General features: G+C 66.1%; 20 protein-coding genes. 18 read left to right on the forward strand and 2 right to left on the reverse strand.

Annotation, left to right across the window (positions count from 1 at the left end; translation table 11 throughout):
• Window positions 1-16: 16 nt before the first annotated feature.
• From K410_RS0118290 to surE, 10 genes are all read left to right on the forward strand, one after another.
• Entirely contained in the window at window positions 17-1552 is a 1536-nt protein-coding gene (locus tag K410_RS0118290; RefSeq protein WP_028136233.1) for an SPOR domain-containing protein, read from the forward strand.
• A gap of 46 nt (window positions 1553-1598) precedes the next feature.
• Complete coding sequence (gene nagZ, locus K410_RS0118295; protein WP_028136234.1) at window positions 1599-2627, forward strand: beta-N-acetylhexosaminidase; 1029 nt, start codon at window positions 1599-1601, stop codon at window positions 2625-2627.
• Window positions 2624-3463 carry a segregation and condensation protein A gene (locus K410_RS0118300; protein ID WP_028136235.1) on the forward strand — a complete coding sequence of 280 codons (840 nt, stop codon included), beginning with the start codon at window positions 2624-2626 and terminating at the stop codon, window positions 3461-3463. The genes nagZ and K410_RS0118300 overlap by 4 nt, the downstream gene beginning before the upstream one ends.
• A gap of 21 nt (window positions 3464-3484) precedes the next feature.
• Entirely contained in the window at window positions 3485-4261 is a 777-nt protein-coding gene (gene scpB / locus K410_RS0118305) for an SMC-Scp complex subunit ScpB (RefSeq protein WP_028136236.1), read from the forward strand.
• 166 nt (window positions 4262-4427) lie between these two features.
• Complete coding sequence (locus tag K410_RS0118310) at window positions 4428-4661, forward strand: twin-arginine translocase TatA/TatE family subunit (protein ID WP_028136237.1); 234 nt, start codon at window positions 4428-4430, stop codon at window positions 4659-4661.
• A 90-nt stretch (window positions 4662-4751) separates the two neighbouring features.
• Entirely contained in the window at window positions 4752-5288 is a 537-nt protein-coding gene (tatB, locus tag K410_RS0118315) for a Sec-independent protein translocase protein TatB (protein ID WP_028136238.1), read from the forward strand.
• Window positions 5285-6097 carry a twin-arginine translocase subunit TatC gene (gene tatC / locus K410_RS0118320; RefSeq protein ID WP_028136239.1) on the forward strand — a complete coding sequence of 271 codons (813 nt, stop codon included), beginning with the start codon at window positions 5285-5287 and terminating at the stop codon, window positions 6095-6097. Before tatB ends, tatC begins: the two co-directional genes overlap by 4 nt.
• A 137-nt stretch (window positions 6098-6234) precedes the next feature.
• Window positions 6235-7566: a serine--tRNA ligase gene (serS, locus tag K410_RS0118325; RefSeq protein ID WP_028136240.1), complete on the forward strand. Its 1332-nt coding sequence runs from the start codon at window positions 6235-6237 to the stop codon at window positions 7564-7566.
• Between the two features lie 124 nt (window positions 7567-7690).
• Window positions 7691-8053, forward strand: coding sequence for a hypothetical protein (locus K410_RS0118330; RefSeq protein ID WP_028136241.1), 363 nt, complete (start codon window positions 7691-7693; stop codon window positions 8051-8053).
• 108 nt (window positions 8054-8161) lie between these two features.
• Window positions 8162-8929: a 5'/3'-nucleotidase SurE gene (gene surE, locus K410_RS0118335; RefSeq protein WP_028136242.1), complete on the forward strand. Its 768-nt coding sequence runs from the start codon at window positions 8162-8164 to the stop codon at window positions 8927-8929.
• A gap of 3 nt (window positions 8930-8932) precedes the next feature.
• Here the strand turns inward: surE and K410_RS0118340 are convergent, their stop codons facing one another.
• Window positions 8933-9304 (reverse strand): response regulator, encoded by a 372-nt coding sequence (locus K410_RS0118340; RefSeq protein WP_028136243.1) that lies wholly within the window; start codon window positions 9302-9304, stop codon window positions 8933-8935.
• Window positions 9305-9539: 235 nt separating this feature from the next.
• Here K410_RS0118340 and K410_RS0118345 point away from each other — a divergent pair, with 235 nt between their 5' ends.
• Both K410_RS0118345 and K410_RS0118350 read left to right on the forward strand, forming a co-directional pair.
• Entirely contained in the window at window positions 9540-10190 is a 651-nt protein-coding gene (locus K410_RS0118345) for a protein-L-isoaspartate(D-aspartate) O-methyltransferase (RefSeq protein ID WP_028136244.1), read from the forward strand.
• A gap of 109 nt (window positions 10191-10299) precedes the next feature.
• Window positions 10300-11685, forward strand: coding sequence for a peptidoglycan DD-metalloendopeptidase family protein (locus K410_RS0118350; RefSeq protein ID WP_028136245.1), 1386 nt, complete (start codon window positions 10300-10302; stop codon window positions 11683-11685).
• A gap of 206 nt (window positions 11686-11891) precedes the next feature.
• On the opposite strand, the gene K410_RS0118355 is transcribed toward K410_RS0118350, so the two are convergent.
• On the reverse strand, window positions 11892-12908 hold the full coding sequence (locus tag K410_RS0118355) for an ATP-binding protein (RefSeq protein WP_028136246.1): 1017 nt from the start codon (window positions 12906-12908) through the stop codon (window positions 11892-11894).
• Between the two features lie 182 nt (window positions 12909-13090).
• Between K410_RS0118355 and yajC the strand changes: the two genes are divergently transcribed.
• From yajC to K410_RS0118385, 6 genes are read left to right on the forward strand one after another with little or no spacing between them, the layout of a single operon-like run.
• Window positions 13091-13480: a preprotein translocase subunit YajC gene (gene yajC, locus K410_RS0118360; RefSeq protein WP_028136247.1), complete on the forward strand. Its 390-nt coding sequence runs from the start codon at window positions 13091-13093 to the stop codon at window positions 13478-13480.
• Between the two features lie 47 nt (window positions 13481-13527).
• On the forward strand, window positions 13528-15132 hold the full coding sequence (gene secD, locus K410_RS0118365; protein WP_028136248.1) for a protein translocase subunit SecD: 1605 nt from the start codon (window positions 13528-13530) through the stop codon (window positions 15130-15132).
• Between the two features lie 11 nt (window positions 15133-15143).
• Window positions 15144-16163: a protein translocase subunit SecF gene (secF, locus tag K410_RS0118370; RefSeq protein ID WP_028136249.1), complete on the forward strand. Its 1020-nt coding sequence runs from the start codon at window positions 15144-15146 to the stop codon at window positions 16161-16163.
• A 60-nt stretch (window positions 16164-16223) separates the two neighbouring features.
• On the forward strand, window positions 16224-16607 hold the full coding sequence (locus tag K410_RS0118375; protein WP_028136250.1) for an Mth938-like domain-containing protein: 384 nt from the start codon (window positions 16224-16226) through the stop codon (window positions 16605-16607).
• Entirely contained in the window at window positions 16604-17467 is an 864-nt protein-coding gene (locus tag K410_RS0118380; RefSeq protein WP_028136251.1) for a phytoene/squalene synthase family protein, read from the forward strand. Before K410_RS0118375 ends, K410_RS0118380 begins: the two co-directional genes overlap by 4 nt.
• Before the next feature lie 45 nt (window positions 17468-17512).
• Window positions 17513-18757: a threonine ammonia-lyase gene (locus K410_RS0118385; RefSeq protein WP_028136252.1), complete on the forward strand. Its 1245-nt coding sequence runs from the start codon at window positions 17513-17515 to the stop codon at window positions 18755-18757.
• Window positions 18758-18768: the final 11 nt, after the last annotated feature.

Raw genomic sequence — 18768 nt, forward strand, 5'->3', positions numbered from 1 at the left:
GGGACGCATCATCACGATGGCCGAACGATATCAGGACAGACCGTTTCCTTCCGATGACTATGGTCGCGGTGGCGATCAGCATGGGAAGGCGGACAGCGATCCCTTGGCTGAACTCGCCCGCCTGATCGGACAGACCGATCCTTTCGCCGCGCAGGCGCGGCCCGGTGCGCGTCCGCCAGCAGTATCTTTGCCCGCACAGAACTATCAGGACGACGACTACCGGCAGGACGATGATCAGCAGGACTATGCCGAGCCTGCACCGCCCGGACCGCCCTCATGGATGCGGCGCGCCAATGTTCAGCCGCAGCCGGCACCCGCAGAGCCCGACTATCCGGTCACCGTCAATCCGGTTCATCCGTTGCATCGCTATTCGGCCCCGCCTGCGGTGCCGGAGCCTGAACTTCGTCAGCCGCAAGCCTATCAGGATCGCGCCTATCAGGATCACGCCCATCAGGGGCAGGCTTACCAGCCGCAGGATCAGGCCTACGAGGAGCAAGCGTATCAGCAGCCCGATCCGTCGCGCTACGACGATGCGCTCTATGGCCGGCTCGAGGCGGGCGAGCAGGACTACCAGCGTGAGCCGGCCTATCCGGACGATCCTTACGCGTACCAGAGCGAGTATCCGGAGGAGGAGCTCGACGAGCCGAAGAAGCAGCGCGGCGGCATGATGACGGTCGCGGCCATCCTGGCGCTGGCCGTGGTCGGCACCGGCGCGGCCTTCGCCTACAAGACCTATATCGGCTCGTCCCGCAGCGGCGAGCCGCCGATCATCAAGGCGGACAACACCCCGACCAAGATCGTGCCTGCTCCGACGGATTCCTCGGCCAAGGTGCCGGATCGCATGGCGATTGGCGATGGCACCGAGAAGATCGTGCCGCGCGAAGAGGCGCCGGTGGACGTCAACGCCAAGGCAGGCGGTCCCCGCGTCGTGTTCCCGCCGCTGAACCAGAATGCGAACCCGCCATCGGTCGCGAGCGTGTCGCCGTCGGCGGTGCCGCCGCCGGGCGCAAGCAACGGCACGCTGCCGAACAATTCGCCGCGTCCGATCAGGACCGTCGCCGTGAAGGGTGACCAGACCGACAGCGCCACGCCGCAATCGGCCGCGGCCAAGCCCGCGGCTGCGCCGAAGCCTGTTGCGGCGCCCGCACCGGTCGCGCCGCGCAATCCGCCGACCTCGGCCAATGCCAGCGCCAACCAGCCGATGTCGCTGGCCCCGCAATCGGCTCCGGCCGCCGAGCCGCCGCAGCGGATGGCGGCGACCACTCCGACCCAGATCGCGCCCGCCGGCAGCGGCGGTGGCTACATCGTGCAGGTCTCCTCGCAGCAGAGCGAGGAAAGCGCCGCCGCGTCCTACCGTGTGCTGCAGAGCAAGTATGGCAGCGTGCTCGGCTCGCGCTCGCCGGTGATCAAGCGCGTCGACCTGACCGACAAGGGCAAGGGCATCGTCTACCGCGCCTTCGCTGGTCCCTATGCCTCGGCGGAGGAGGCGACGCATGCCTGCAACAGCTTGAAGTCCGCCGGCCTGTCCGCCTGCTTCGTCCAGAGGAATTAACGGCCGTTTCCTTGACCCCCTCGCGGGTCAGGGTTAATCGGCCGTTATGAGCACGCGGGCCTTCATTACCGGCGTATCCGGAACGGAACTGACCGCCGTCGAGCGGGAGTTTATCCGCGAGCAGAGCCCATGGGGCTTCATCCTGTTCAAGCGCAATGTCGCCACCCCAGCTCAAGTTGCTGCATTGGTTGCAGAATTGCGCGATGCTGTCGGGGTTGCCGACGCGCCCGTCCTGATTGACCAGGAGGGCGGACGGGTGCAGCGGCTCGGTCCGCCGCACTGGCCGGTCTATCCGCCGGGCGCCGTGTTCTCGACCTTGTACGACACTGATTCGGCGCTCGGGCTCACGGCCGCGCGCCTCAGCGCCCGCCTGATCGCGGCTGATCTGGCCGATCTCGGCATTACCGTGGATTGCCTGCCGCTGGCCGACGTGCCGGTCGCGGGCGCTGATGCGGTCATCGGGAACCGGGCCTATGGCACCGAGCCGGCCAAGGTCGCGGCGATCGCGCGCGCCGTCACCGAAGGACTGGAGCAGGGCGGCGTGCTGCCGGTCCTCAAGCACATTCCCGGCCATGGCCGCGCCACTGCGGACACCCATTTCAAGCTGCCGGCGGTGGATACGCCGAGGGACGAGCTGGAACGGACCGACTTCGCGGCGTTCAAGCCGCTGTCGGACCTGCCGATGGCCATGACTGCACATGTTGTGTTTAGCGCGGTCGACCCCGCCCATCCGGCGACGACATCTGCGACAATGATTGCTGACGTGATTCGCGGCGCAATCGGGTTCCAGGGTTTGTTGATGAGTGATGACGTGTCGATGAACGCGCTGTCGGGGACTATCGCCGAACGGACCCGCGCCATCTTCGCGGCCGGCTGCGATGTGGCGCTGCATTGCAACGGCAATATCGATGAGATGCGTGCGGTTGCCGGTCAGACGCCAGTGCTGTCCGGCCGGGCGCTGGAGCGGGCGAATGCCGCCCTCGGCGCGCGCAAGGCGCCGCAGCCGCTCGACCGCGAGGCCGCACGCGCTGAGCTGGACGCATTGATCGCACGGACAACCACGGCATCCGCATGACCGCAGAAATTCTATCCTTCGAGACCGGGCGGCCCGCAGAGCTTGCTGAGGGTGAGCCGGCGTTGGTGGTGGACGTCGAGGGCTATGAGGGCCCGCTCGACCTGCTGCTCGCGCTGGCGCGGCAGCAGAAGGTCGACCTCGCCAAGATCTCGATCCTGGCGCTGGCCGATCAATATCTCCACTTCATCGAAGCCGCGCGAAAGATCCGGCTCGAGCTTGCCGCCGATTATCTCGTCATGGCCGCGTGGCTCGCCTTCCTGAAGTCGCGCCTGCTGCTGCCGGAGCCGCCGAGCGCGGAGGGCCCGAGCGCCGAGCAGATGGCGACCGCGCTCGCCAACCGCCTGCGCCGGCTGGAGGCCATTCGCGAAGCCGCCAACCGGCTGATGAACAGGCCGCAATTGCAGCGCGACATCTTCCCGCGCGGCGAGCCCGAGCAGATCGCCGAGATCAAGCATCCGAAATACACCGCGACGCTATACGATCTGCTTACCGCCTATGCCTCGCAGCGCCAATCGCGCGTGCTGGCGAGCGTGCATCTGGCCAAGCGCACGGTGTGGTCGCTCGCCGAAGCGCGCGCCACGCTGGAGCGGCTGGTCGGCAGCCTCAACGAACAGGACGATTGGGGCGTGCTGGACGATTTTCTGATCCGGCATGTCGCCGATCCCACCCAGCGCGCGACGGTGTTCGCCTCGAGCTTTGCCGCCGCGCTGGAACTGGTGCGCGAAGGTCAGCTGGAACTGAATCAGAAAGAGGCGTTTGCGCCCATCTATTTCCGGAAGGGGCGCCCGAAACCGGTCCCGGACGCAGCTCCTGCGCCTGATGCGCCGGTCGCTTAAGTGCAAGAAGGAGAATCTGCCATGGCAAGCCTGGCTGAAGTGCGGGTAGAAGAGGCCGAGCCGATGGAGAACGAATCCCAGGCACGTCCCGAGGAATTGCGGCTGCTGGAAGCGCTGCTGTTCGCTTCGAGTGAACCGCTGGACACTGCGACGCTGGCCAAGCGCATGCCCGAGGGCGTCGACGTCAAGGCCGCGCTGGAACAGCTCCAGGCCGACTATTCCTTGCGCGGGGTGAATCTCGTCCGCGTCGCCAACAAATGGACCTTCCGCACGGCCGGCGATCTCGCCTGGCTGATGACGCGGGAGAGCACCGAGACCCGGCGCCTGTCGCGCGCGGCGATCGAGGTGCTGGCGATCATCGCCTATCACCAACCTGTGACGCGCGCCGAGATCGAGGAGATCCGCGGCGTCGTCACCTCGAAGGGCACGCTCGACGTGCTGCTGGAGACCGGCTGGATCAAGCCGCGCGGCCGGCGCAAGACGCCCGGTCGTCCGCTGACCTTTGGAACCACCGAGGACTTCCTATCGCAGTTCACCCTGGAACAGCTCGGCGACCTGCCGGGCCTGGAGGAGCTGAAAGGCACGGGCCTGCTGGATTCGCGCCTGCCGACCGGATTCAGCGTGCCGACACCGTCCGACGATCCGACGCTGCGCGAGGACGAGGATCCGCTGGAACCGGGCGACGAGCTCGATCTGGCGCTGGCGCCGGCGGTCGAGCCCGAGCCTGCGGAAACGACGGCGGAAGCCGGCAATGAGGAACACGGCGAGGGCGGCAGCAAAGGCGGCAGCGAGGACTGACGTACCGTCCGCTGACGGGCCCCTGCGACCGGTTAACATTAGCAAGATTACGTAGCGCTCACAGCGAATTGGCGCTGCCTAGGTCCTTGTTTTTGCGACCTGCCGAGCCTAGGTTTCGGTGAAGATCGGCCGGGTCCCCGGCCATGCGCGTTTGGAGGGTTGCAGGATGGGTTCACTCAGCATTTGGCACTGGATCCTGGTGATTGCGGTGGTCCTGCTGCTGTTCGGCCGCGGGAAGATTTCGGACCTGATGGGCGACGTGGCGCAGGGCATCAAAGCCTTCAAGAAGGGCATGCAGGACGACGACAAGTCCGCCGAGAAGCCCGAGCCGGCCAAGTCCATCGAGCACAATGGTGCACCGACCGCGGCGCGGACCGACGTCGGCAGCAAGGCCGTCTGAGCCGGAAGCAGCACGCGAGACGCGGGTAGCGGCCCCGATCCTGCGCGCGAGGGATTGGGCCGGCTCCGGCTGGCGTGAACGGAAGACCTCATGTTCGACATCGGGTGGAGTGAACTGGTCTTGGTCGGGGTCGTAGCCCTGATCGCCATCGGCCCGAAAGAGTTGCCGGGCGTGCTGCGCATGGTCGGACAATGGATGGGCAAGGCGCGCAAGATGGCCGCCGAATTCCAGGGCCAGTTTCAGGAAGCGATGCGCGAGGCCGAGATGGCCGACCTCAAGAAGAGCTTCGACGAGGTCAAGGAAGCCGCCACCGGATTCAATCCGCTGACCTCGCTCCAGAAGGACGTCAGCGACGCACTGCGCGTCGATGCACTGGACAAGCCGGCCGAGACATCCACGACGAATACTGCCGAACTGCCGGCAACTTCAAGTGAAGCGCCGGCGACTTCAAGTGAAGCGCCGGCAATGCCGACCACGCCGGAAGCGCCGACGCCCGCGACCTTCATGGAAGCCGAGGCGCATGCAGCAGCCAACGAGCCGCTTGTGATCACCCGTGAGGTCGAGCAGGAAAAGGTGGCGCAGGACACAGCGCCTTCCGAAGCGATCAAGGACGCCAAAGCGTCATGACCGACGCCGATATCGAGGCCAGCAAAGCCCCGCTGATGGACCATCTGATCGAGCTGCGCTCGCGGCTGATCAAGGCGCTGCTCGGATTCGGCATAGCATTCATCTTCTGCTTCTTCTTCGCCAAGCAGATCTACAACGTGCTGGTCTGGCCGTTCGTGTGGATCGCGGGCCCCGAGAACTCCAAGTTCATCTACACGGCGCTGCTGGAATATTTCATCACCCAGCTCAAGCTGGCGCTGTTCGGGGCCGGCTTCATCTCGTTCCCGATCATCGCGACCCAGATCTACAAATTCGTCGCGCCCGGCCTCTATAAGCACGAGAAGCAGGCCTTCCTGCCGTATCTGGTCGCGACCCCGTTCTTCTTCGTGCTCGGCGCCGCGCTGGTCTATTTCGTGGTGCTGCCGATGCTGGTCCGCTTCTCGCTCGGCATGCAGCAGGCCGGCGGCGACGAGACCGCCCAGATCCAGCTCCTGCCCAAGGTCGGCGAATATCTGTCGCTGATGATGTCGCTGATCTTCGCCTTCGGTATCGCTTTCCAGCTTCCGGTGATCCTGACTCTGCTCGGCCGGATCGGCATCGTCAGCTCGAAAATGCTGCGCGAGAAGCGCCGCTATTTCATCGTCATCGCCTTCGTGATCGCCGCCGTGCTGACGCCGCCCGACGTGCTCAGCCAGTGCTCCCTGGCGTTTCCGCTGATGGCGCTCTACGAGGGCTCGATCATCGCGGTCGGCATGGTGGAGAGAAAGGCCGCGGCCTCGCAAGCGGCCACCGGCACCGACGTGTCTACGCCGGCCAATCCGGCGGAGTAGGGCGCTTGCACTCTATCATCACGCTGCGCAGCCCATGATTCGTCATGCCCGGGCTTGACCCGGGCATCCACGACTTGATCTAAGGCTGCAGATACGTGGATGGCCGGGATAAACCCGGCCATGACGGGAAGACAGCCATGCACGACATCAAATCGATCCGCGACAATCCGCAAGCCTTCGACGCCGGCCTCGCACGGCGGGGTTTGAAGCCGATGTCGGGCTCGCTGCTGGCGATCGACGAGAAGCGCCGTGCGGCGATCCTCGCCTCCGAGCAGGCGCAGGCGCGGCGCAACGCGGCGTCCAAGGAGATCGGTGACGCCAAGAAGGCCAAGGACGAGGCGCGCGCCGCCAAGCTGATGGCCGAGGTCGCCGAGCTCAAGACCACGATGCCTGAGCTCGAAGCCGCCGCGAAGGCCGCCGACGACGAGCTGACCAAAGAGCTGTCGGCGATCCCGAACATTCCGTTCGACGAGGTGCCCGATGGCGTCGACGAGCACGGCAACGTGCAGCGCCACGTGTTCGGCAACAAGCGCAACTACAGCTTCACGCCGAAGCTGCATGACGATCTCGGCACCGCGCTCGGCTACATGGATTTCGAGGCGGCGGCCAAGCTCTCCGGCGCGCGCTTCGTCGTGCTGAAGAAGGGCCTCGCGCGGCTCGAACGTGCGATCGGCCAGTTCATGCTCGACCTGCACACCACCGAGCACGGCTACACCGAGATCAATCCGCCGCTGCTGGTGCGCAACGAAGTGATGTTCGGCACCGGACAATTGCCGAAATTCGAGGACGATCAGTTCTGGGCGGTCAAAGGCGAGCTTCTCGTTGCGCCCGACCAGGAGCGGCTGAGGACCGAGCGCCTCGGCCTCATTCCGACCGCCGAGGTCTCGCTCACCAACCTCGCGCGCGAATCCATCCTCGACGAGAAGCAATTGCCGATGCGGCTAACCGCGCTGACGCCGTGCTTCCGCGCCGAGGCCGGGGCTGCCGGACGCGACACGCGCGGCATGATCCGCCAGCACCAGTTCACCAAGGTCGAGCTGGTCTCGATCACGACACCGGAAGTGAGCAGGGACGAGCTGGAGCGGATGCTGTCCTGCGCCGAGCAGGTGCTGCAGAAGCTCGACCTGCATTATCGGGTGATGACGCTGTGCGCGGGGGACATGGGCTTCTCGTCGCAAAAAACCTATGACATCGAGGTCTGGATGCCCGGGCAGGGTGAGGGCGGCATGTTCCGCGAGATCTCCAGCTGCTCGGTCTGCGGCGACTTCCAGGCGCGGCGGATGGATGCGCGCTCGCGCGGGCCCGACGGCAAGCCGCGTTTCGTGCACACGCTGAACGGCTCCGGCACCGCGGTCGGCCGCGCGCTGATCGCCGTGATGGAGACCTATCAGCAGGCGGACGGCTCGATTGCGGTCCCCGACGTGCTCCAGTCTTATATGGGCGGGGTGAAGGTGATCGGGCGCGACTAAAGCGTTTTCGAGCGAAGTGGATTCCGGTTTGCGTCGAGAAACCGCGGCATGACGAGAATCGCGTTGCGAAGACCGGGCGGCCGGTTATCCTGCCGGCCCCTCGACAACGCGAACCCTCCGCTTCATGGCCTTGCACCGCGACATTTTCTGGGTCGGCCGACAATGGGCGGTGACAGGGGCCGGCATCCAGGCCATCGATCAGCGCCTGCGCGGCGTGCTCGATATCGAGGTCGCGCGGCTCTGGGACGATGATCTCGTGCAGAGCCGGCGGGCCAAGCCCGGCGTGAATGCAGCCGATTTCGACAAGGCGCTGACGGTGGCGCGCGAACGCTTTCCGCAGGCGCCGGCGTCGGACCCGCTGGTCGCGCAGCTGAAGGCGCTCGGCGTGATCGAGATCCCCGTCGTGAGCCCGTCCGTACCGGCGATGCAGCTGCGGGCGGAAGGCCGGCTGGCGCGTTTCCTGCCGCAATGGCGCATCCGCCGCTGACGGGCCCCGGCCGGGAACCTGCCGCCGGACCGCAATTGCCCGGTTTGCCTGATCGCCCCCAGCCGGATAAGACGGCTCAGACCCCTTTTTCGGAATCGAACCTTTCGTATGCGCATTCTCTGCACCAATGACGACGGCATCCATGCCCCCGGCCTCAAGATCGTCGAGGAGATCGCGCGCGCGCTGTCCGACGACGTCTGGGTGGTGGCGCCCGAGCTCGACCAGTCCGGCGTGTCGCATTCGCTGTCGTTGAACGATCCGTTGCGCCTGCGCGAGGTCGGACCTCGGCACTTCGCCGTGCGCGGCACGCCGACCGACTGCGTCATCATGGGCGCGCGCCATATCCTTGGACCCAAGCTGCCCGACGTCGTGCTGTCCGGGGTCAACAAGGGCCGCAACGTCGCCGAGGACGTGGTCTATTCCGGCACCATCGCCGGCGCGCTGGAGGGGACTATCCTGGGCCTGCCGTCGTTCGCGCTGTCGCAGGAGTTCAGCCTCGAGACCCGCGAGCGCCCGCCGTGGGACACCGCGCGCAAGTTCGGGCCCGACATCGTGCGCAAGGTGATTGCCGCGGGCGTTCCGAAGGACACCGTCATCAACGTCAACTTCCCGTCCTGCGCGCCGGAGGATGTGCTCGGCATCCGCGTCACCCGCCAGGGCAAGCGCAATCTCGGTTTCCTGCGGGTCGACGAGCGCAAGGACGGCCGCGGCAATCCCTATTTCTGGATCGGCTTCGAGCGCGCCGCGATGATGGACACACCGGCCGACGGCACCGATCTGGCGGCGCTGCGTGAGCGCTACGTCTCGGTCACGCCGCTGAGGCTCGATCGCACCAATGAGGCGTTTTCGGAAGAGCTCAGCGCGATGCTGAAATAGCGCCTATTCGCCGCGGAGCGCGGCTTCGATGGTCTTGCCGAGCGCGTCGAGCTGAAACGGCTTCTGGAGCGCCGGCCGGTCGCGGTATTGCTCGGGCAGGCCGGAGGAGCCGTAGCCGGTGGCGAAGATGAACGGGCAGCCCTTGGCCTGGATCACGTCGGCGACCGGCGAGATGACCTTGCCGTTGACGTTGACGTCGAGAATGGCGATGTCGAACTCGGTCGCCTGGGCGAGCCGCATGGCCTCGGTGATGTCGCCCGCCTCGGCCGCGACCTTGTAGCCGAGCTCCTCGAGCATGTCCGCCACCATCATCCTGATCATCACCTCGTCCTCGACGAGGAATACAGAGCGGCCGGAAAGCCCTGTCGCGGTCATGGTTGAGTCCTTGCCCATTGCCAAAAACGTTCGCAGATAACGCGAATTGACGCAATGCGCGTTTCGACCAACGGATACCTGAAAATGGTCATCGCAGCTCGTCCGCGGCAGGCCAATCTGTGTTAGATGCTCCCGACGAAGGCTATCATGAGTTCCTGAGCAGGAACATGGATTCTCCTGCCCGGGCTCGAGCCCGCCGGGCCGGCCAAGACAGCCAAGACAGTACAAGCAGGCAATGACCTCCCATCAGCACCCGCCGGAAAAGATGATGTTTCAGCTCACGCTGAGGCGTCGGGGCATCAGCGATCAGGCGGTGTTGCGAACCATGGAGGAGGTGCCGCGCGAGCAATTCGTCGACGAGGCCGATCGCGACGGCGCCTACCGGGACAGCGCGCTGCCGATCGCCTGCGGCCAGACCATCAGCCAGCCTTTCGTCGTGGCCTACATGACCGAGCAGCTGCAGCTCCAGAAGCAGCACCGGGTGCTAGAGATCGGCACCGGTTCCGGCTATCAGGCCGCCGTGCTGTCGCGGCTCGCCGGCCAGGTCCTGACGGTCGAGCGCTATCGCAGGCTTGCGGACACGGCGCGCGCCCGGCTCGAAAAGCTCGGCTGTCACAATGTCGAGGTGATGCTTGGCGACGGCCTCAACCTGCCGCCCAATATCGGCCCGTTCGATCGCATCATCGTCACCGCCGCGATGGAGCAGATCCCGGAGAATCTGGTCGAGCGGCTGGAGGTTGGCGGCATCCTGATCGCGCCGGTCGGCCCGCATCAGGGCTTGCAGACGCTGATCCGCCTGACCCGCAGCGCGGCCGGGATCGAGCGCAAGGAACTCGTCGACGTCCGCTTCGTGCCGGCGCTGCCCGGGGTGGCGCGGGAGCTGTAGATTTCCGGATCGGCTGTGCGGCCAACATCTTATTGGGAGGGTTAAGCCGTTATTTACTCGGCGCGTGTTTACTTAAAACACCAGTTCTGTTGCGTACGAGTGAGTAACCATGTCCGCTGTCGCCGAGTTGCTTTACTCGCGCCGCGTACCGCAGGTCGCGGTGCTGGCGCTGATCTCCTTCAGCTTCGCAGGGTGCAGCGCCGACATGTCGTCGCGACTGTCCCAGTCGAATTTCTCCAATCCCTTCTCCTCCGAAGCGACCGGTACGGTGCAGCAGGCCCCGCCGCCGCAGCGCGAGCTGCCGCAATATGCGCGGCCGCAGACCCAGCCCGGCGCCTATCAGTCGCAGCCCTTGCCGCCGCCGGCGGTCTCCGCCCCGCAATCCTATCCTGTCGCGGCAGGTGGCGGGGTGTCCGGAGGCGGGCGTGGCGTCAGCTCCTACGCGCCGCCGGCGCAGCCGCATCTGGAGACCACGGCCACCGTGCCGCCGCGCTCGGTCGCGGCTGCCCAGCCGGCCGGCGGGACCAAGATCATCGTCGGCACCAGCGATACGCTCGAGGTGCTCGCCAAGCGCTATCGCGTCACGCCGCAGGCGATCCTGGCCGCCAACGGCTATAAGGGCCCGCGCGCGCTGTCGCCCGGCCAGCAACTGATCATTCCGCATCCGGCGACGGCCGCTGCGCCGGCGCCTGCGTCGACTCCGGTCGCGGTAGTCCCTGCTGCGAAGCCGGTCGCCGTCATGGCTGCGCCGCCGAGCACTCATTTCGTCAATCGCGGCGACACGCTCGCCAGCATTGCCCGCAAGAACCATATCTCGTCGGCTGAGCTTGCCCGTGCCAACGGTCTCGATCCGTCGGCCAAGCTGAAGCTCGGCACCAAGCTGACCGTGCCCGGCGCAAAGACCGCGGCCCTCGCTGCGCCGGTTGCCGCAGCTCCTGTCACGGCCGCTCCGGTTGCGGGGACGCTGCAGCCCGTTGCAGCCGCTCCGGCGCCCGCCACCAAGATGGCCGCGGCCGGCGCACCCGTGCAGAGCGCGCGCCTCGCCCAGGCCACCACCAATGTCGAAGAGAAGCCCGCCGAGACCCCGGCGAAGGCTGCGGAGACCACCAGCGCGCTGCCGACCTTCCGCTGGCCGGTGCGCGGCAAGGTGGTCACGAGCTACGGCGCCAAGACCAACGGCAAGTCCAACGACGGAATCAATGTCGCGGTGCCCGAGGGGACGCCGGTCAAGGCGGCCGAAGACGGCGTCGTCGCCTATTCCGGCAACGAGCTGAAAGGTTACGGCAATCTGGTCCTGGTTCGGCACTCCAACGGCTACGTCACCGCATATGCCCATGCGAGTGAGCTGTTGGTGAAGCGCGGCGACACCATCAAGCGCGGTCAGGTCATTGCCAAGTCGGGTCAATCCGGGGAGGTGGCGTCGCCGCAGCTCCACTTTGAGATCCGCAAGGGATCGAGCCCGGTTGACCCGCTTCAATTCCTGAACGGGGCGTGAGGCCTACGCAGAGTAGGGCACGCAATCACAACAAGCGCACTGTCATCGCCCGGCTTGGACCGGGCGATCCAGTATTCCAGAGACAGTCATTGTTGAGCCGATAAGCCGCGGCGTACTGGATTCCCCGCCGGAGCCTGTCATCGGGCTCGCCGAAGGCGAGACCCGGTGGCGGGGAATCACAGAGCCAGGCACGGCGACGGCTTCCGCTACTTCGCCGTCAGCTTCACGCCGAGCCGGCCCGCCAGCTCCTGCACGAATTGCCAGGCGACGCGGCCCGAGCGTGAGCCGCGGGTGGTCGACCATTCCAGCGCCTCGCGCTCCAGCGCCTCATCGTCGACCTTGACGCCGAAATGGCTGCAATAGCCGCGCACCATGGCGAGGTATTCGTCCTGGCTGCAACGGTGGAAGCCGAGCCAGAGGCCGAAGCGATCGGACAGCGACACCTTCTCCTCGACGGCTTCGCCGGGATTGATCGCGGTCGAGCGCTCGTTCTCGATCATGTCGCGCGCCAGCAGATGACGGCGGTTGGAGGTGGCGTAGAGGATGACGTTCTCGGGTCGGCCCTCGATGCCGCCTTCGAGCACGGCCTTGAGCGATTTGTAGGACGCGTCATTGCCGTCGAAGGAGAGATCGTCGATGAACACGATGAAGCGGAAGCTGGCGTCGCGGAGCTTCTCCATCAGCATCGGCAGCGTTTCGATGTCCTCGCGGTGAATTTCGATCAGCTTCAGCCGGTCAGCCAGCTTGCGGTCCGCGTTGATGCTGGCATGCGCGGCCTTCACCAGCGACGATTTGCCCATGCCGCGCGCGCCCCAGAGCAGGGCGTTGTTGGCGGGCAGGCCCCCCGCGAACCGCTCGGTGTTCTCCATCAGGATGTCGCGCATCCGGTCGATGCCCTTGAGCAGGAACAGCTCGACGCGGCTGACCCGCGGCACGGGCGCGAGGCGGCCGTCGGGGTGCCAGACATAGGCATCCGCCCGTTCGAACGACTCGGCGGAGACGGCCGGCTTGGCCTGGGCGGAGAGGTGCGCCGCAATGGTCTCCAGCGCGCGGACGATGCGCTCCTGGGCGAGGCTGGGCGCGGCCGCGCGAGGCGCTTTGACGGTCCTCTTGATCGTCCCCTTGATGGTCCCCTTGGGGCGATTTGCCGCGACGCGGGCCGGCTTTCCGGCAGGGGTGCGGGGGCCTTTGCCGGCCGGGCTTTTGCTAAGGTTTTTGGGCATGTCCGAAGTTCCTGAGAACGCAGCCTTATCGGGCCTGAGGGGCCGCCGCAAGGTGGCTAAAAGGGCGGTCTGGCAGCGTTGCAATTGGGGCAATGGCCGCTATAGTCCGCGCGAATTTGACCGAACCGGTTGCCTTTGAAGGCCTGACCGGTTTTCCCCCGTTTCTCACGAGGATCGTCCGAATGCTGATTACCCCTGCGTATGCCCAGGCCGCGGGCGCCGGTGACACCAACAGCATGTTGATGTCGCTGCTGCCGTTCGCCCTGATCTTCGTGATCATGTACTTCCTGATTCTGCGTCCGCAGCAGAAGAAGGTCCGCGAGCACGCCGACCTCGTGAAGAACATCCGCCGCGGCGACACCGTCGTGACCTCGGGCGGCCTCGTCGGCAAGGTCACCAAGGTCGTCGACGACGACCAGATCGAGTTCGAGATTTCCGACGGCGTGCGGGTGCGGCAGATGCGCCAGATGATCTCCGGCGTGCGCGCCAAGGGCGAGCCGGCGAAGGAATCCAAGGACAGCGCGAAGGACGCCGCCAAGGATAGTGCCAAGGACGACGCAGCGTCGAAGTGAACGCGTTCGCGAGCATCTCAAGTCTCCTGATCTGACAGGTCCAGTCGATGTTGTATTTCACGCGGTGGAGGGCGCTCGGGATCATCCTGACGGCGCTGATCGTGTGCCTCTGCGCGGTCCCGAACTTCTTCCCCGAGGCCCAGGTCAAGACCTGGCCGGCCTGGGCGCAGCGCCGGCTCGTGCTCGGCCTCGACCTCCAGGGCGGCTCCTACCTGTTGCTCGAGGTCGACTCCAATTACGTGAAGAAGGAACGGCTCGACCAGGTCCGCGACGACGTCCGCCGGACGCTGCGCGATGCCAAGATCGGGTTCACCGGCGGCGTCACCGTGCGCAACGACGCGGCCGAAGTTCGCATCACCAAGGAATCCGACGTGCAGGCGGCGCTCGCCAAGCTGCGCGAATTATCTCAGCCGCTGGGCGGCCTGATGGGATCGAGCGGTCAGCGCGACCTCGAGGTGAGCGATGCCGGCGGCGGGGTGATCCGCCTCAGCGTCCCGCAGGCCGCCATGCTCGATCGACTGCGCAAGACCATCGAGCAGTCGATCCAGATCGTCGAACGCCGCGTCAACGAACTCGGCACCGTCGAGCCCGTGATTCAGCGCCAGGGCAATGACCGCATCCTGGTTCAGGTCCCCGGCCTGCAGGATCCGACCCGCCTGAAGAAGCTGCTCGGCGAGACCGCCAAGATGGAATTCCGCATGGTCGACACCACCGTGTCGCCGGACCAGGCGCAGCAGGGCAGGTTGCCGCCGGATTCCGAGCTGCTGATGAGCGCGTCGCCGCCGCCGACGCCCTACGTGGTCAAGAAGCAGGTCCTGGTCGCCGGCGGCGATTTGATCGATGCCCAGGCGACCTTCGACCAGCGTACCAGCGAGCCGGTCGTCAGCTTCAAGTTCAATACTTCGGGCGCGCGCAAGTTCGGGCAGGCCACGCAAGAGAATGTCGGGCTGCCTTTCGCGATCGTGCTCGACAACAAGGTGATCTCCGCGCCCCGGATCAACGAGCCGATCACCGGCGGTCAGGGCCAGATCTCCGGCAGCTTCACGGTCCAGTCCGCCAACGATCTCGCGATCCTGATGCGCGCCGGCGCGCTGCCGGCGCCGCTCACGGTGGTCGAGGAGCGCACCGTCGGTCCGGGCCTCGGCCAGGACTCGATCGAGAAGGGCGAGCTGGCGGCTTACGTCGGCTCGATCCTCGTCGTCATCTTCATGCTGCTGACCTACCGGCTGTTCGGGGTGTTCGCCAACATCGCGGTGGCCATCAACGTCGCCATGATCTTCGGCCTGCTGTCGCTGCTCAACGCCACGCTGACGCTGCCCGGTATCGCCGGCATCGTGCTCACCGTCGGCATCGCGGTGGACTCCAACGTGCTGATCTACGAGCGCATCCGTGAGGAGCTGCGTGGCGGCCGCAACGCGATCTCGGCGATCGATGCCGGCTTCAAGCGGGCGCTCGCGACCATCCTCGATTCCAACATCACCACCTTCATTGCCGCCGCGGTGCTGTTCTACATCGGCACCGGCCCGGTGCGCGGATTCGCCGTGACGCTCGGCATCGGCATCATCACCACGGTGTTCACCGCCTTCACCCTGACCCGGCTGATCGTCGCCTGGTGGGTGCGGTGGAAGCGGCCGCAGAGCGTGCCGATCTAGGAGCTAAGACCGTGACATACTACGTTCTCATCGGGCTTGGCATTCTGATTGCCGTCCTCACCGTGGTCGCCGCGCTCGGCGTGCTGCCGTCGCTGCGTATCGTCCCCGACGACACGCATTTCGATTTCACGCGCTTCCGCCGCATCAGCTTCCCGATCTCGGCGGCGCTGTCGATCGTCGCCATTACGCTGTTCTTCACCCACGGGCTGAACCTCGGCATCGACTTCAAGGGCGGCACGCTGCTGGAGGTTCGGGCCAAGTCCGGTGCCGCCGACATCGCGGCGATGCGCACGACGCTGGATGGCTTGCGTCTCGGCGAAATCCAGCTGCAGCAGTTCGGGGGGCCCGAGAACGTCTTGATCCGCGTTGCCGAACAGCCCGGCGGCGACAAGGCGCAGCAGGATGCCGTGCAGAAGGTCCGCACCGCGCTCGGTGATTCCATCGAGTATCGCCGCGTCGAGGTGCTCGGTCCGCGTGTCGCCGGCGAGCTCCTGGCCTACGGCATGCTCGGCCTGATGCTCGCGATCGTCTCGATCCTGATCTATCTCTGGTTCCGGTTCGAGTGGCAGTTCGCGCTCGGCGCCATGATCGCCAACGTGCACGACATCGTGCTGACGATCGGCTTCATGTCGATCAGCCAGGTCGATTTCGACCTCACCAGCATCGCCGCGCTTCTGACCATCCTCGGCTATTCGCTCAACGACACCGTCGTCATCTACGACCGCATCCGCGAAATGCTGCGTCGGTACAAGAAGATGCCGATGCCGCAGCTACTCAACGAGTCGATCAACTCGACGCTGTCCCGCTCGATCATCACCCACTTCACGGTGACGCTGGCGCTGCTGGCTTTGCTGCTGTTCGGCGGCCATGCCATTCACAGCTTCACCGCGGTGATGATGTTCGGCGTGGTGCTGGTCGGTACCTATACCTCGATCTTCATTGCGGCCCCGATCCTGATCTATCTCGGCGTCGGCGAGCATCGCGAGGATGCGAAAGACGAGGCTCCGCCGGCGAAGAAAAGCAAGGCGTGATCCGAACCGCATGCCCTCGCAGGCGTTTGCGAGGGCAATAGGCTCATTCGGACGAAGCACATGGCCGGCGATCCCAACGCACCGCATTTCCCGCGCTCGGCGCCGATCGATGCCTATGGCAAGGGCGGCTTCGCCTTCGCCGGCATGTCACACCGGGGCTCGCTGCTGTGCCTGCCCGAGGCGATCTGGGCCTGGGACGTGACGGATCCCCAGAAGATCGACCGCTATTCGCTGGACAGGGTGTTCGCAGCCGCGGGCGGCATCGACACGCTCCTGATCGGCACCGGAACCGGGCTCTGGCTGCCGCCGCCGGAGCTGCGCCAGGCCTTGAAGGCGGTGAGGGTGGTGCTGGACACGATGCAGACCGGCCCCGCCGTGCGCACCTACAACATCATGATCGGCGAGCGGCGGCGGGTCGCGGCTGCGCTGATCGCGGTGCCATGAGCAGCGGCGCGCCGCCGCCCGATTCCGTCGCCGTCTGCGCCGATCTCGTGCGCCGCCACGACTTTCCGCGCTATGCCGCGACGCTGTTCGTGCCCGCCCCCGAGCGCCGCGCACTGCTTGCGCTCTACGCCTTCAACGTCGAGATCGTCCGCGTCCGCGACCAGGTCAGCCAGCCCTTGCCCGGCGAGATTCGCTTTCAATGGTGGACCGACCTGTTCTCAGGCCTCGTCCACGGCAGCGCCGAGGGCAATCCGGTTGCTGCCGAATTGCTGCGTGCGATCCGTGATTTTAACCTGCCGGTCGAGCCGCTGTCGCTGCTCGTCGAGGAGCATCAGTTCGACCTCTACAACGATCCGATGCCGACCATGGCGGCGCTGGAGGGCTATCTGGCCGCGACCTGTTCGGCGTTGTTTGGTCTGGCGGCGCGGATTCTGGCGCCGACGTCCGAGGCGGTCGAACATCTCGCCCGGCATGCCGGGCTGGCGCAGGGCATCGCGCAGGTCATCGTGAACCTGCCGCGCGATGCCTCGCACCGGCAGCTGTTCCTGCCGCAGCAGGTGCTGGAGAGCCATGGCTGCCGGATGGAAGACGTGTTTGCGGGCAAGGAGACGCCGAACCTGCGGGCCGTGCTGGAGCAGCTCGCCGGCGAGGCGCAGCAGCATTTGACCACGGCCTTGTCGCTGCTGGCGGACGTGCCGAAAGCGGCGCGCCCGGCGTTTCTGCCGCTGAGCCAGGTCAGGACGGATATCAAGCGCCTGTCGCAGCCCGGCCGCAATCCGTTCGCACTGCAGCCGACGTCGCGGCTGCGCACGCTCTGGACGCTGTGGCGGGCTTCACGTTCCCGGGAATTTACCAAATAGCGGCTGGCTTATCGCCTCGAACCGCCCGATGCTCTATGCTGTCCCATGGCTGAGTTGTCCCAAATCACATCGTCCGATCTCGGCGGCTTTCCGGTCGCACCTCGTGACGTTCATGCCGCCGCCGATATCATTCGCGGCGCCGTCGTTGAGACGCCCTGCAGCTACAGCCGCACGCTGAGCAACATCTGCGGTTGCGAGATCTGGCTCAAGTTCGAGAACCTCCAGTTCACCTCGTCGTTCAAGGAGCGCGGCGCGCTCAACCGTCTCACCGCGCTGACGCCGGAGGAGCGTGCGCGCGGCGTCATCGCCATGTCCGCCGGCAACCACGCCCAGGGCGTCGCCTATCACGCCAGGCGGCTCGGCATTCCCGCCACCATCGTCATGCCAATCGGCACGCCGATGGTGAAGGTCGAGAACACCAGGCATCACGGCGCGGAAGTGGTCGTCACCGGCGCGACGCTGGAGGAGGCCGCCGCGTTCGCGCGCCAGCACGGCGAATCCCGTGGCATGATCTTCGTCCATCCCTACGACGATCCGCTCGTGATCGCGGGGCAGGGCACTGTCGGGCTGGAGATGATGCGAGCGGTACCCGAGCTCGATACGCTGGTCGTGCCGATCGGCGGCGGCGGCCTGATCAGCGGCATTGCCATCGCCGCGAGAGCGATCAAGCCGTCATTGCGAATTCTGGGCGTCGAGGCCTGGCTCTATCCTTCGATGTACAACGCCATTCACGGCGGCAATCTGCCGGCGCGCGGCGATACGCTGGCCGAAGGCATCGCGGTGAAATCGCCGGGCAAGATCACCACCGAAATCGTCCGCCGCCTCGTCGACGACATTGCGCTGGTGAACGAAGCCGAACTCGAGCGCGCGGTAGCGACCCTGATCTCGATCGAGAAGACGGTCGTCGAGGGCGCCGGCGCCGCCGGCCTCGCCGCGCTGATGTCCGATCCGGCCCGCTTTGCCGGCCAGAAGGTCGGTCTCGTCCTGAGCGGCGGCAATATCGACACGCGGCTGATCGCATCCGTGCTCACGCGCGAGCTCGCGCGCGAAGGGCGGCTGACCCAGCTCTCGCTCGATATTCCTGACAGACCCGGGCAATTGGCCGCGGTGGCCGCGCTGCTCGCCGAAGCCGGTGCCAACATCATCGAGGTCTCGCACCAGCGCACCTTCTCCGAGCTACCGGCCAAAGCGACGCTGCTGCAGCTCGTCATCGAGACCCGCGATGCCGCGCATCTCGACGAGGTGATGGCCAGGCTCAGTGCATCTGGATTGAGCGCGCGCTGCACGTGAGCGGCACGCTT

It is taken from the genome of Bradyrhizobium sp. 22, assembly GCF_000482425.1.
In the GTDB taxonomy this organism is placed as follows: Bacteria; Pseudomonadota; Alphaproteobacteria; order Rhizobiales; family Xanthobacteraceae; genus Bradyrhizobium; species Bradyrhizobium japonicum_B.

Bases quoted from the DNA above. Each gene is read 5' to 3' on its own strand.
- K410_RS0118290 (WP_028136233.1), top strand. From the start codon at position 17: ATGGCCGAACGATATCAGGACAGACCGTTTCCTTCCGATGACTATGGT.
- nagZ (WP_028136234.1), top strand. From the start codon at position 1,599: ATGAGCACGCGGGCCTTCATTACCGGCGTATCCGGAACGGAACTGACC.
- K410_RS0118300 (WP_028136235.1), top strand. From the start codon at position 2,624: ATGACCGCAGAAATTCTATCCTTCGAGACCGGGCGGCCCGCAGAGCTT.
- scpB (WP_028136236.1), top strand. From the start codon at position 3,485: ATGGCAAGCCTGGCTGAAGTGCGGGTAGAAGAGGCCGAGCCGATGGAG.
- K410_RS0118310 (WP_028136237.1), top strand. From the start codon at position 4,428: ATGGGTTCACTCAGCATTTGGCACTGGATCCTGGTGATTGCGGTGGTC.
- tatB (WP_028136238.1), top strand. From the start codon at position 4,752: ATGTTCGACATCGGGTGGAGTGAACTGGTCTTGGTCGGGGTCGTAGCC.
- tatC (WP_028136239.1), top strand. From the start codon at position 5,285: ATGACCGACGCCGATATCGAGGCCAGCAAAGCCCCGCTGATGGACCAT.
- serS (WP_028136240.1), top strand. From the start codon at position 6,235: ATGCACGACATCAAATCGATCCGCGACAATCCGCAAGCCTTCGACGCC.
- K410_RS0118330 (WP_028136241.1), top strand. From the start codon at position 7,691: ATGGCCTTGCACCGCGACATTTTCTGGGTCGGCCGACAATGGGCGGTG.
- surE (WP_028136242.1), top strand. From the start codon at position 8,162: ATGCGCATTCTCTGCACCAATGACGACGGCATCCATGCCCCCGGCCTC.
- K410_RS0118340 (WP_028136243.1), bottom strand. From the start codon at position 9,304: ATGACCGCGACAGGGCTTTCCGGCCGCTCTGTATTCCTCGTCGAGGAC.
- K410_RS0118345 (WP_028136244.1), top strand. From the start codon at position 9,540: ATGACCTCCCATCAGCACCCGCCGGAAAAGATGATGTTTCAGCTCACG.
- K410_RS0118350 (WP_028136245.1), top strand. From the start codon at position 10,300: ATGTCCGCTGTCGCCGAGTTGCTTTACTCGCGCCGCGTACCGCAGGTC.
- K410_RS0118355 (WP_028136246.1), bottom strand. From the start codon at position 12,908: ATGCCCAAAAACCTTAGCAAAAGCCCGGCCGGCAAAGGCCCCCGCACC.
- yajC (WP_028136247.1), top strand. From the start codon at position 13,091: ATGCTGATTACCCCTGCGTATGCCCAGGCCGCGGGCGCCGGTGACACC.
- secD (WP_028136248.1), top strand. From the start codon at position 13,528: ATGTTGTATTTCACGCGGTGGAGGGCGCTCGGGATCATCCTGACGGCG.
- K410_RS0118375 (WP_028136250.1), top strand. From the start codon at position 16,224: ATGGCCGGCGATCCCAACGCACCGCATTTCCCGCGCTCGGCGCCGATC.
- K410_RS0118380 (WP_028136251.1), top strand. From the start codon at position 16,604: ATGAGCAGCGGCGCGCCGCCGCCCGATTCCGTCGCCGTCTGCGCCGAT.
- K410_RS0118385 (WP_028136252.1), top strand. From the start codon at position 17,513: ATGGCTGAGTTGTCCCAAATCACATCGTCCGATCTCGGCGGCTTTCCG.